Origin of the sequence: Psychrobacter sp. JB385 (assembly GCF_900163785.1) — a bacterium.
Lineage (GTDB): Bacteria > Pseudomonadota > Gammaproteobacteria > Pseudomonadales > Moraxellaceae > Psychrobacter.
In genome coordinates this window covers 898,645-910,971 of record NZ_FUKN01000013.1, presented here as the reverse complement: position 1 = coordinate 910,971, position 12,327 = coordinate 898,645, and the positions used below count along the sequence as shown (strand labels likewise).

The window sequence follows — 12,327 nt, the reverse complement described above, 5'->3', positions numbered from 1 at the left end:
CTGACTTTAAGCACCTGAATAAAACAGAGACTTATATTTAATTGTCTAAATACTTCCCCAACCATACCAAAAACGCATCGCTAGTCGTCGATACGTTCAAGCGCAGATGGGTTGAGGCACTGGCATCTGGACGAAACAGCTGACCGGGTGCCACAAGCCAGCCGTCGCTATAGGCATCTAGTGCCAGTTGGCTGGTATCTTGATGAGTATCTACCCACACAAAAAGTCCCGCCTGCGCATGCTCAGGATAGACAAGTCCAATCTTTGGTAATGCCTTACGCATTTTCTCATGTGCATCATATAAGTGTTGATGGACTTTTTTAATCTGCCGACGATACTCGCCGTGTGTCCATAGGTGATGAATGACGCGCTCACCAAATTCTGGCGTATTCATATTACTCAAGGTTTTGATACGCAGCACATCATCGATGAAATTATCTGGGCATACCAATAGGCCGACGCGCCAGCCTGAGGCCATCGATTTTGAAAACCCTGTCGCATAAAACACGCGCTCGAACTGATCAAGACTGGCATAACGCAGTACTTGACTGTCCGGTACAAACGCGGCGTATAAATCATCCTCAAAAATGTACGCATCATATTTATGGATAAGGTTGAGCACTTGGTGCGCCCGAGCAGGATGTAAATTATAAGAGGTGGGATTGTGTAGCACGCTGTTGGTCAAATACAGCTTAGGATGATATGTCTCAAACAGCTTTTGCATTTGCTCAATATTGGGGCCTTGATGATCGCGCTCGACCGCGACGACATTGAGTCCTTTTTGTTGTAGGCAACTCGATAGCCAAAACCAGCCCGGCCCATCAACCACCACCGTATCGCCCACTTTGGTCAATAGTTGGACAACCATGGTGATGGCTTGCGATATGCCTGCGGTGGTGATGATATTGTCTGCATAGGTCTGCATACCAAGTACATTCAACTGCTGAACCAGCTGCTGACGCAGTGGCAGGTAGCCTTGCACCGCGCCATAGTCGTAGATGAAGCTATCTGCTTGCTGAGTGACCTGCCGTATCGCCCATTCCATCTTGTCATTACGCACCCAGTCTCTGGGTAGGGTGCCTACCCCTGGTGATCGGTGATGCGGAATGTCACTAAATACTTGCTGTACTAGCCAGCGCGTGTCTATGACTGGGTACTTGGTACCGATTTTTTTATCATTATTAGGCTGAGCGAGTGTTGCTTGCAGATTCACATAGTAGCCTGAGCTTGGCTTAGCCACCAATACATTGGTCGCCACCAGTTGCTCATAGGCCTGCACCACCGTAAAGCTTGAGATACCCATCAGTTTTGCTAATTTTCGCACCGATGGCACACGCTGATTTGGTAAGTAAATTTGCCAGTCAATCCGCTGCTGTAACCATTCAGCGACGGCAGCGGTCTTCGTCAAATTAGGATTAAGTTTGTAATTTTCGACCATGATAAATGCACTTATTTTTGACTATAAAAACCTGAGTATTAAGAATTGTCATGTTAAGGATGACTATACACTTTGTTCACCATCAGTGGAACTGTATCGGGTCTGTTGTGGTCATATAAACTATAGTTGATCTCTTCAATCACATTGAAGTTTTGAGGAGAATAGATAAATGGGCATGACGGCAGGCTTGGAAGGTAGCATCACCGCGTTGGCTATTTTTTTATTCATTAACTCAATCACACCCGGTCCCAATAACTTAATGCTGCTACATGGCAGTATTAAATGTGGGTTTTGGGCGTGTCGCTGGCATATGCTTGGTATTACGACAGGCGTTGCTGTCATGCTTGGACTGAGCTATTGGGGTATGGCAACTTTAGTGGTCAGCTTTCCGGTGATTATGTTGACGATAAAAGTACTGGGCACGCTCTATCTATTATGGCTCACCTACCATATGGCAAAAACGGACTTTACCGCAGTTGTCAATGAAGCACTAGAACAGGAGCTGGCAAGTAAAACAAGTGGCGCAACCACCGCAAAAAACCGCGTGGGCGAGTTACCACTAAGCTTTGGACAGGCATTGCTGTTTCAGTGGCTCAATCCAAAAGCATGGACCATGACAGTGGTGGCACCCAGTCTGGCGATGTTTCATACCAGTAGCTCGTGGCTAGACAATCAAGTATTACTGATTATGTGTGCCATCATCAATATCTTATCGATCAGCTGCTGGGCGGCAGGCGGGCACTGGCTGCGCAAACTGGTGCATTTGCCGCGTGTGATGCGAGTTATCCATGCACTGATTGTATTGATGACGCTGTACTGCGCTGTCATGCTGTGGCGCTAAAAAGTAAGCACAATGGCAATTAAATTATAAAAAACGCAAGATAATTATCTGGGATAATCATATGACCCCTATATACACTGCACTGGCTGTACTGGTTACCTTTATTTGGGGTGTGAATTTTACTTTTATTGCTTGGGGACTTGAGAGCTTCCCGCCCCTGATGCTCACGGCGCTGCGTTTTTTCTTTACCGCAGTGCCGTTGGTGTTTTTTCTTAAACCCCCTACCTTTAACCGCACTTTACTGATTTATGCTGTCGGTACCTTTGTCATACAGTACGGCTTTATATTTACCGCCATGCATCTGGGCGCATCGCCAGGGTTGACAGCGCTGTTGCTACAAATTCAGATTTTTATCACCGTGTTGTTGGCGTACTTTATCCTAGGCGAAGCAGTCAGTCGCATGCAAATCATTGGTATGCTGGTCGGAGTATTGGGACTTAGCGTGATTGCACTTAAACTCGGCGGTGATATGCCTGTGGCTGGATTTGTCTGCATCTTGATTGCCGCAGTGGGCTGGAGCTTTGGTAATATTGCCTCCAAGCAGGCTTCGGCACAGGCAACCCTAAGAGCGGCGCAGCCAAAAACAAACGTGCCTGTTGTTTCCTCTGGGACTGTTTCTTCCAATACTAAAGAAAATAAGGCATCCGCTTTGTCTGCTCTGGCACTGGTAGCATGGGGCGGTCTGATCGCTTGTGTGTTTTTGACGTTATCTTCGCTTATATTTGAGACCGATGCATGGCAGCTGGCAACCTTTACCGAGGCATCGATGAGATCGTGGCTGTCGCTGGGCTTTATCGTATACATCTCAACCCTAGTGGGCTTTGGGCTGTGGTCGCATCTTCTCAGCAAAAACACCGCATCTAAGGTGATGCCATTTGCGCTACTGATTCCCATATTCGGTATGACAACGTCCGTAGTGCTCACGGGGGAAGTTGTGACATGGTGGAAGATACTGGCAATGATATTGATATTATCGGGGTTACTACTGGCAAATGTGAAATTAGGGCTAGGAAGAAGACTGGCTTATAAATAATACCAAGTATCTGACTTTCTTTAGCATTGACTCTAAGGTGAAGTGCTCTTGAGTATTGAGTTTATCGGGTCAGGATTGATATTAACTGAACTTTTTATCATCAATTATCATTTAAGCATCAGATCATGGAGATAATAGTGCTTAATCCGTACTTTAATAGACCAAATGTCATGAGCATAAAGGGTGCTTTATTTGCCTTGGCAGCGGTAGCGCTCAATGCCACGATAGGCATATTCAGCGTGCTACTTATGAATACAGGACTAAAAAGTAACGATGTCGCCTTTTTAAAGACGCTTGCTGCTTTTGCCTTGCTTTCTATTATGCTGAGTAAAACGCCAAGGCCCATACAATACAAACAGCTCATCATGCCTACACGTGGCACGCTTAATCAGCACGCTAGCCATAAGCGCATCATGGCCACCGTTGCTATTTGTGCCTTTTTTGGTATTTTTACGCTGTTTGTGTTTGAGACCCAAGCTTATCAGTATGGCAATCCCGCCAATGTGGTGGTGATTTTGATGGCAGCAGCAACCATATCAGCCACGCTATTTGGCGCACTACTCCTTAAAGAAAAACTATTGCTTAATACTATTTTGGGCGTTTTATTAGCAATCGCTGGTATTTTTGTGATTTCTTGGACAAGCAGTGTTGATTTAACGTTGGTGTTTTTTGCCGCGCTGGCTGGTATCGGTTATGGGTTATTTTCGGTATTGATGCAGCGCTTTGGCTTGCAAGGCGGGATTTATTTGACCAAATACTTATTACTATTTGGCAGCCTATTGTTATTCATCCCCTTTATTATTACCTTTGAGCCTGTACATATAGGATATCACTCTATTCTTGGACTGCTAGGCTTGGCTGTTTTTCCAACTATTTTAGGTTTTTACTGTACCACCAGTGCACTCACTTATTTGCCTGCGTCCAAGGTACAAGTGATTGAGTTATCAGAGCCATTGTTTGCGATGTTTTTTGTGTGGCTGATATTGCATGAGTCAGCAACGATGCGATTTTGGCTTGGCGCAGGCTTGGTCATACTCGGTATTATGATCATCACGAATACGTTTAAAAAAACGCCACATTGAACTTTGCTCAATGATTTATGCATTTAAGGAAAACTCCATCTGAATATAAATAGCCATATATTTGTGTTTAGCCAGCACAGGTTAAATACAAAACATTGGTATCAGCGGACGATTACATCAATATTTTATGATAGATTATCCGAGCGCTACAGCAAACACGAAAACACCTGATGATTATAGAGGCACCTTGAATGCAACAGATCAAAAGATTGCCCGCCATAGATGGTCAGCTTGGCTGGTTTGAGTCCGTGCCTTTTAAGCGACCCATGCCCATACAGCAAGCCGAAGCAGATGAGCACTTTGATATCATCATCGTTGGTGCAGGCTTCTCCGGTCTGGCGACTGCTGACCGATTGGCGCAGCTGCGCCCAGAGGCGCGTATTGCCATTCTTGATGCCATGGAAGTTGGTCAAGGCTCCTCCGGTCGCAACGCAGGATTTATCATTGATTTGCCTCACAACGTCGATCCAACAGAACCTGACACACAAGCAACAACGCAAATCCGAGATTTGAATAAGTTTGCAATTCAACGTTTGGATCGTATTCAAAAGCAGCAAGGTCTTGACGTGTGCTGGCATCAGGCTGGCAAGTACTTAGCCGCTCATGAAGAAAAGCATTTCTCCAATCTGGCTGATTTTGTAGATACGCTAGAGTGCATGAGAGAGCCGTACGAGATATACAGTGGTGATGAGCTAGCAAAAAGATTGGGAACCCATTACTACAAGCGCGCCGTTTATACGCCCAAAAACATTTTAGTGAACCCAGCAGCATTAGCCATTTCGGTAGCCAGCGCCTTACCTGACAATGTCACTTTGTTAGAAAATACCCCTGTACGCGAGATAGATTTTGCCAACAAAACTATCCAAACGCCAAAAGCGCGCCTCAGTGCTGATAGTATCGTACTGGCCACCAATGCTTTTACAGAAAAATTTGGCGTATCCTCTAACAGAATCACACCGATATTTACTTATGCCAGTTTGACGCGACCTTTGACTGATGAGGAAATGAGTCAGTGCAAAGACTTGTCATTGAAAGACATAGAACCTTGGGGACTCACCTCTGCCCATCCTGCTGGCACCACGGTACGCCTGACTGCTGATAAGCGAATTTTTATTCGTAATACATTGAACTATCAGCCCAATCTATCCAGCCCTCAAGCGGTACTTGATAAAGTAACAGCCAAACACCGCAAATCGTATCTGGCACGTTTTCCGCAACTGCCCAATGTGCCTTTTGAGTACACGTGGGGCGGTATGATTTGTGTGACGATGAACCATGAGCCTGTTTTTAAAGAGCATACTGCTGGCGTGTATGTCATCGCGGCCATGAACGGCGTTGGTGTGGCAAAAGGCACTTACTTGGGTCACTATATGGCAGAATATATTTGCGGTAAAGACAGCCCAGAGCTGGAGTTTATCTTAAAAAATGCAGCACCAAGCTGGGTGCCGCCCGATCCGATCCGCCACATTGGCGCGCACATTCGACTGTCCTATGAGGAGCATATGGCTAAGGGTGAGGTGTAGGGTGTAAAATTACGTGATAAACAACAGAATGATGGCATTTGCAATTTGGCTAGTCATCAGTTTCGCGATACAGCGTATTTTGAGACTCTTCTCTAAAGTCTTCATAAGTAATCGCGGCATCTGTACTAGATGCAGCAGGCAATGCTTCGGCTGTCTTAGAAGTATTACTTACCTCTGGATTCTCACTAACCACCGTATCTTGAATCTTGGCGACTGATGGTTCGACAGGGTTAGACGATGGTGGTGTATTGACAGTGACAGCTGGCGCAGTGTCTGGTGCGGCTTTTTCTGAGTCACTAGCACTATCTACCTCTGTGCTATCAGGCGCTGTAGTCTGCATGGGCGTTGATAAAACCCCTGTATAAATAAGCGCTAGCACGATCATAATAATCAATAATGAACCAAAAACCATACCGATGATAAGCGGTTTTTTACTACTTGCCAGCCTATCTTGTACTGGCACTGCTTGAATGGCTGATGGTGTGGGCGGCTCTAAAGTATCAGGTTGACTGTCATTGCCTTCATCAGCGCTGCCGTCAGTCTCAGCAAGACCTGTTGAAGAAGCGTTTGTTAGAGAAGAATCTATAGCCTGGCTGCTAGTATCGGTATCATCGTAAAAATCAAAAATGAAGGCATCGTCGTCTGTATCCAATGGATCCATTGGTTTTGACTGCTCATTTTCACTATCGTCGCCGTCATTATCACCTTGAACACGGTTGATGAAGCGCTCATAAATATTATGATTGCTACGATTACGCGATTTTTTATCGACAATTTCCGCCAGTTTTTCTTCAAAACCCGTATCGATGTCGTTTTTTTCGTCGCTCATAGAATAATACCAAACCAGTGGATTCTACTGTTATTAAATGACTGCTAGAATGAAGTGATGATATTTCTTACCAAAATGTAACGTTGTCGTTAACGAACAATATAGTTGCTCCCCTCGTTATCTTCAAGCACAATTTATTTACTGGTGATAACATTTTTAACATGTGCAGTCCACCAAAGCGAAAATAACAATATCGAAGATATCAACATATCGTCTGAAACACAGAGTTGAGGCCATGGACTTAAAACAGCTTAATGCATTTATTGCCGTTGCAGATCTGCGTAGCTTTAGCGCGGCGGCGACCCAAACAGGATTGTCACAGCCCAGTCTGAGTCGCCTGCTCAAACAGCTTGAGACCGACATGGGGGTTGAATTGATTGACCGTTACCACAGACCCCTAAATCTGACTGAAGCAGGTGCCTTCTTTTACGACAAAATCAGCACCGTTTTGACAGAGATTGATACGGTCACCAGTATGACCCAGCGTCTATCAGCCCCCAGTAGCGTATTAAATATTGGCTTTGTACCCTCTGTGCTGTACGGATTGCTCCCCGAAATCATCGCTGAATTAAAACAGTTCAGCCCTGATATCGAGGTCACACTCAAGGATATCAGCTCATATCAACAAATGGATGCGCTCAAATCAGGTGAAATAGACATCGGTTTTGGCCGCTTTGCTCATCAAGACCCATGGATTCAACAAATACTCCTTCGTCATGAGCGTTATGTGGTCGCGCTACCAAAGTCACATCCTTTAGCACAGGTGAGTGAGCAGCGTTTGATAGATTTGGCCAATAACCGCTTAATCTTATATCACCAAACCCATCTGCCTATATCTACAGCGACCGCAAAATCAAAAAGCACCAAACTGACCGCTCATGCACCTGTTAACACAAAAAATCTATCAAACCGTGTGCAGCCATCTTTGAGCGAGCCTATCACCGAACCTTTGCTACATTTATTTGCCCAATATGGCATCTCCCCCTTTACCACCACAACCGTAAGCGATTTACAAGTGGCTTTGGGATTGGTGGCCGCGGGTGAAGGTATTACGCTAGTACCCGCCAGCTTACGAACCGTGCGTACTGAGCAAATCAGCTATCAGCGTTTGGTGCATGAGAACGTCACCTCCCCTGTTTACTTGCATACTCTTAAAGATTTTGTGCATCCCAAGATTCCTGCGTTGCTCACTGCCATCTACCATGTGTATGAGCAACGCGGCATCACTTACCGACGCCAGCAATTTACCTAATCGCTAGTATGTTTACGTAAATATGTATCTATTATTAAGCTTTACTATTTTAATAGTATATTTTTTCAACATAAACTAATCAGTTAAACCAGTTTATATCAATTTGTGGATATAAATGAAGCAAATAAATATTATCTCGTATCATTATAGGTGTGCTAAAGTCGCTGCTAAACGTCTGTTTTTTGTTTTTTTCCTTTTCCGTTTTTTAACTCAGTGTTCTCGCTGCAGATACCCTGTCATCTAATGGTGATAGGGTTTTGCTTGATATAATTTGAGGTATTTATGACTACACAACAGATTGATACTGTTGATAGCGCTGCCAGCCAGGAAGGCTTTAGTTGGCGCATCTTCGGTCCAGGTATTTTGATGGCCACTGCTGCTATTGGTGGTTCTCATCTGATTTCATCGACGCAGGCAGGCGCCATATATGGCTGGCAGTTGGCGATTATGATTGTTTTAGCCAACTTTTTTAAGTATCCGTTTTTTCGATTTGCCACTGACTACGTCTACGATACGGGTGAGAGTCTGATTGCAGGCTATGCCAAACGCTCAAAGGTATACCTATGGGTATATTTTATTCTCTCTATCCTGTCAGCCGTTATTAGTACGGGGGCGGTATCGCTGCTTGCTGCAGTGATTTTAGGATTTATGCTACCCGCTTCTCTCGAGTTTTCTACCATCACCCTATCGATAATTATCGTTGCGGTCTCATGGTTCTTTTTAATAGCCGGTCATTATAAGTTGCTCGATGGTGTCACCAAATGGATTATGATTGCCTTAACGGCAGCCACCGTTGCCGCCGTCGTTATTGCGGCTGGCAAGCCCACCGTCATGGCTGCTGACTTTGTCGCGGTAACGCCTTGGAATTTGGCAACTTTAGGATTTATTGTGGCACTCATGGGCTGGATGCCAGCGCCATTAGAGTTTGCCGCCATTACTTCTATGTGGACGTCCGCCAAGGTTAAAACCGATCATACGACTCATCGTCAAGGCTTACTTGATTTTAACGTTGGGTATTTGGTCTCAGCGATTCTGGCCTTGTTTTTCTTGGCGCTGGGTGTGTTTGTCCAGTATGGCTCAGGTCAAGAGATTGAGTTGGTTGGCGGCGCGTATATCAATCAGTTGATTAATATGTATACGGCCACCATTGGTGATTGGTCAAGACTACTGGTCGCTTTTGTCGCCTTCATGTGTATGTTTGGCACCACGATTACTTGTGCGGACGGTTATGGTCGTGCCAATGCCGAATGCTGGCGTTTGATCAAAGGTGAGAATGAGATTAATAAAAAGCAAATCGCTTTTTGGACAACTTATGCCATCGGTGGTGGCTTGGTCATTATCACTTTTTTCACAGGTCAGTTAGGCGCGATGCTTAAATTTGCCATGGTATCGGCATTTATTTCTGCGCCTATCTTTGGTTGGTTAAACTACTCACTGGTCAAAAACCATAAAAAGCTGTCGGCTGGCATGAATGCATGGTCTATTGCAGGCTTGATATTCTTGGCAGGGTTTACACTCTTATTCTTAGCCAATTTCGCTGGTATATTTGGCTAATTAACCTTTTAGATTTTATGATTAAAGCCCTTTTAGCCTTGCTACGAGGGCTTTTTTATACTCAAAATTTTCGTAGCAATATGCACCCCCTTTTTCACAATTGTAATTAAATGTAAAAATTTAAGTTGTGTAAAAGGCTTAGCTTTATGAATATGAATAGTGGTTTTGGTAAATAACTCATTTTTGGATAATGCTATTTATTAATTGAATACTATTAAAATAATTAAATAAACTTTAAATTAATATTAATCAAATATAGAAAAATCGGACTTTTTCGATAGAGAAAATTGAGTATAATCGATAACAATGACGGATATATTCACTCTCCTTGTAAGGATCATGACATGACTTTAACCTCCGCTGGCGCACGCTTTCGCAGTGCCTTGAAGCAAAAAAACGATAATCATCAACCTTTACAAATCACTGGCGCGATCAATGCCTATACCGCGATGATGGCGACCCAAGTTGGCCATCAAGCGCTTTATCTTTCTGGCGGCGGCGTGGCAAACGCCTCATTTGGTTTGCCTGACCTTGGTATGACCAGCCTTGATAATGTGCTAGAGGACGCTCGCCGTATCACGGATGCCGTTGATACGCCATTATTGGTTGACATCGATACGGGTTTTGGCGGTGCGTTTAATATTGCCCAAACCATCAGAAAAATGGAAAAAGCAGGCGTGGCAGCCGTCCATATCGAAGATCAAGTTGCGCAAAAGCGCTGTGGTCACCGCCCAAATAAAGAAATCGTCAGTATCTCTGAGATGGTTGATCGCCTAAAAGCGGCATTGGATGCCAAAACGGATTCTGATTTTGTGGTGATGGCTCGTACCGATGCGCTGTCTGTTGAAGGCTTAGACGCTGCTGTTGAACGTGCCGTTGCTTTCCAAGAGGCGGGCGCAGACATGATCTTTGCAGAAGCGCTCACCGATATCGAGATGTATCGTAAATTTACGGATGTACTCGATATTCCAGTCCTCGCCAACATGACTGAATTTGGTCAGACCGATCTATATACCACTGACCAGCTATACGGTGTGGGCGTGGATATGGTGCTGTATCCACTATCAGCCTTCCGCGCCATGAACAAAGCGGCATTAAACGTCTACCAGCATCTATTGGATGACGGTACGCAAGAAAAAGTCGTCGATACCATGCAGACGCGTATGGAGCTTTATGATTTCTTAAACTATCACGAGTTTGAGCAAACCTTAGACAAGCTGTTTGCAGATAATAAATAACCATAATAAGCAGCATTTTTCACTGTTAGAAGCTACCCACAAAAGGAATGTAAACATGGCAGCACAGAAAGAACTTTCAGGCGCAGGACTTCGCGGACAAGTCGCTGGTAAGACAGCATTATCGACCGTTGGCAAATCAGGCTCTGGTCTGACCTATCGCGGCTATGACGTATCAGAGCTGGCGGATAAATGTATTTTTGAAGAAGTCGCGTATTTACTGCTATACGGCAACTTGCCTAATCAGAGCGAGCTTGATTCCTATCAAGCCAAATTAAAAAGCCTGCGCGGTCTACCGCAAGCGCTAAAAGACGTGCTTGAGCGTATTCCTGCCAGCGCTCATCCAATGGACGTGTTACGTACTGGTTGTTCTATGCTCGGTAACCTTGAGACTGAAACTGATTTTGCTCAGCAAAACGATAAGACCGATCGTATGCTCGCGCTATTTCCAGCCATCATTAATTACTGGTATCGCTTTAGCCATGACAATGTGCGTATCGAGACCGAAACCGATGACGCGACGATTGGCGGTCATTTCTTGCATCTGCTTAAAGGCGAAAAGCCAAACGAGCTACACGAAAAAGTGATGAACGTCTCGCTTATCCTCTATGCAGAGCATGAGTTCAACGCTTCGACCTTTACCGCGCGTGTGTGTGCTTCTACTTTATCTGACATCCATTCTTGTATCACTGGTGCAATCGGTTCATTACGCGGACATTTGCATGGCGGCGCGAACGAAGCCGCAATGGATATGATTGAGGGCTTTAACTCAGCTGACGAAGCCGAGACAGAGATGATGGCAATGCTGGCGCGTAAAGACAAAATTATGGGCTTTGGTCATGCGATCTATAGCGAATCAGATCCACGTAACGTCGTTATCAAGCAATGGTCTGAAAAATTGGCCGCTGACGTGAATGATGAGGTGTTATATCCAGTATCAGTACGCGTTGAAGAAGTCATGTGGCGCGAGAAAAAACTGTTTGCCAATGCTGACTTTTTCCATGCATCAGCCTATCACTTCATGGGTATCCCAACCAAACTGTTCACACCTATCTTTGTCTGTTCACGCTTGACTGGCTGGGCCGCTCACGTGTTTGAGCAACGTGCCAATAACCGTATCATTCGCCCAAGTGCAGAATATACGGGTGAAGAGCTGCGCCCTGTACCAGATATGAGTGCGCGTGATTAGCGATTTAAAACTAAGAGCATATAATGATAAATAAATTAAAAAAATGGCGAAAAAAGCTTACCTTTCGTAGGATTGCACTAGAGTTATTGTGCGGCTTAGTTGATGAGCTTTTTATTTATTTATTACCACTTGCTCTCATTGCGATTGGTTGCATAGTTTTCGTATTGATCGGTATTTGGATTAGTATCTGGATAATGCTACCAATCGTTATAGCTCTAGGAGCAGCAGCATACTGGGTATTTAAAAGATATAAGCGTATTTAACATATGCTAAACGCTAGAATTTTTTACCAATTTGCTGCGCTCTTATATATATATATATGATATTTGAATATTTTTTCCTAGTAAAATC

Annotated in this window: 11 protein-coding genes; 9 read left to right on the top strand and 2 right to left on the bottom strand. The window is 44.5% G+C overall.

Annotation, left to right across the window (positions count from 1 at the left end; genetic code table 11):
• Positions 1-37: 37 nt before the first annotated feature.
• Positions 38-1,438 carry a PLP-dependent aminotransferase family protein gene (locus CZ794_RS11010; RefSeq protein ID WP_087041619.1) on the bottom strand — a complete coding sequence of 467 codons (1,401 nt, stop codon included), beginning with the start codon at positions 1,436-1,438 and terminating at the stop codon, positions 38-40.
• A gap of 169 nt (positions 1,439-1,607) precedes the next feature.
• On the opposite strand from CZ794_RS11010, the gene CZ794_RS11005 reads away from it, so the two are divergent.
• The 4 genes from CZ794_RS11005 (at position 1,608) to CZ794_RS10990 (ending at position 5,917) form a co-directional block, all read left to right on the top strand.
• Positions 1,608-2,279: a LysE family translocator gene (locus CZ794_RS11005; protein ID WP_087041618.1), complete on the top strand. Its 672-nt coding sequence runs from the start codon at positions 1,608-1,610 to the stop codon at positions 2,277-2,279.
• Between the two features lie 61 nt (positions 2,280-2,340).
• Positions 2,341-3,312, top strand: coding sequence for an EamA family transporter (locus CZ794_RS11000; protein WP_087041617.1), 972 nt, complete (start codon positions 2,341-2,343; stop codon positions 3,310-3,312).
• 170 nt (positions 3,313-3,482) lie between these two features.
• Positions 3,483-4,394 carry a DMT family transporter gene (locus tag CZ794_RS10995; RefSeq protein ID WP_087041616.1) on the top strand — a complete coding sequence of 304 codons (912 nt, stop codon included), beginning with the start codon at positions 3,483-3,485 and terminating at the stop codon, positions 4,392-4,394.
• A 191-nt stretch (positions 4,395-4,585) separates the two neighbouring features.
• The gene (locus CZ794_RS10990; protein WP_087041615.1) at positions 4,586-5,917 is read left to right on the top strand and encodes an FAD-binding oxidoreductase; all 1,332 of its coding nucleotides are present in this window, start codon (positions 4,586-4,588) and stop codon (positions 5,915-5,917) included.
• A 49-nt stretch (positions 5,918-5,966) separates the two neighbouring features.
• Here CZ794_RS10990 and CZ794_RS10985 read toward each other — a convergent pair whose 3' ends face one another.
• Positions 5,967-6,746, bottom strand: a complete 780-nt coding sequence (locus CZ794_RS10985; RefSeq protein WP_087041614.1) for a hypothetical protein — start codon at positions 6,744-6,746, stop codon at positions 5,967-5,969.
• 235 nt (positions 6,747-6,981) lie between these two features.
• Between CZ794_RS10985 and CZ794_RS10980 the strand changes: the two genes are divergently transcribed.
• From CZ794_RS10980 to CZ794_RS10960, 5 genes are all read left to right on the top strand, one after another.
• Positions 6,982-7,998, top strand: coding sequence for a LysR family transcriptional regulator (locus CZ794_RS10980; RefSeq protein WP_087041613.1), 1,017 nt, complete (start codon positions 6,982-6,984; stop codon positions 7,996-7,998).
• 282 nt (positions 7,999-8,280) lie between these two features.
• Positions 8,281-9,552: an NRAMP family divalent metal transporter gene (locus CZ794_RS10975; protein ID WP_087041612.1), complete on the top strand. Its 1,272-nt coding sequence runs from the start codon at positions 8,281-8,283 to the stop codon at positions 9,550-9,552.
• Positions 9,553-9,896: 344 nt separating this feature from the next.
• Positions 9,897-10,790, top strand: a complete 894-nt coding sequence (gene prpB, locus CZ794_RS10970; protein WP_087041611.1) for a methylisocitrate lyase — start codon at positions 9,897-9,899, stop codon at positions 10,788-10,790.
• Positions 10,791-10,845: 55 nt separating this feature from the next.
• Positions 10,846-11,976: a 2-methylcitrate synthase gene (prpC, locus tag CZ794_RS10965; protein WP_087041610.1), complete on the top strand. Its 1,131-nt coding sequence runs from the start codon at positions 10,846-10,848 to the stop codon at positions 11,974-11,976.
• A gap of 23 nt (positions 11,977-11,999) precedes the next feature.
• Entirely contained in the window at positions 12,000-12,239 is a 240-nt protein-coding gene (locus CZ794_RS10960; protein WP_087041609.1) for a hypothetical protein, read from the top strand.
• The last annotated feature ends 88 nt before the right edge of the window (positions 12,240-12,327 follow it).

Coding starts and splice junctions, on each gene's coding strand:
- CZ794_RS11010 (WP_087041619.1), bottom strand. CDS start 1,438: ATGGTCGAAAATTACAAACTTAATCCTAATTTGACGAAGACCGCTGCC.
- CZ794_RS10980 (WP_087041613.1), top strand. CDS start 6,982: ATGGACTTAAAACAGCTTAATGCATTTATTGCCGTTGCAGATCTGCGT.
- CZ794_RS10960 (WP_087041609.1), top strand. CDS start 12,000: ATGATAAATAAATTAAAAAAATGGCGAAAAAAGCTTACCTTTCGTAGG.
- CZ794_RS10975 (WP_087041612.1), top strand. CDS start 8,281: ATGACTACACAACAGATTGATACTGTTGATAGCGCTGCCAGCCAGGAA.
- prpC (WP_087041610.1), top strand. CDS start 10,846: ATGGCAGCACAGAAAGAACTTTCAGGCGCAGGACTTCGCGGACAAGTC.
- prpB (WP_087041611.1), top strand. CDS start 9,897: ATGACTTTAACCTCCGCTGGCGCACGCTTTCGCAGTGCCTTGAAGCAA.
- CZ794_RS10995 (WP_087041616.1), top strand. CDS start 3,483: ATGAGCATAAAGGGTGCTTTATTTGCCTTGGCAGCGGTAGCGCTCAAT.
- CZ794_RS11005 (WP_087041618.1), top strand. CDS start 1,608: ATGGGCATGACGGCAGGCTTGGAAGGTAGCATCACCGCGTTGGCTATT.
- CZ794_RS11000 (WP_087041617.1), top strand. CDS start 2,341: ATGACCCCTATATACACTGCACTGGCTGTACTGGTTACCTTTATTTGG.
- CZ794_RS10990 (WP_087041615.1), top strand. CDS start 4,586: ATGCAACAGATCAAAAGATTGCCCGCCATAGATGGTCAGCTTGGCTGG.
- CZ794_RS10985 (WP_087041614.1), bottom strand. CDS start 6,746: ATGAGCGACGAAAAAAACGACATCGATACGGGTTTTGAAGAAAAACTG.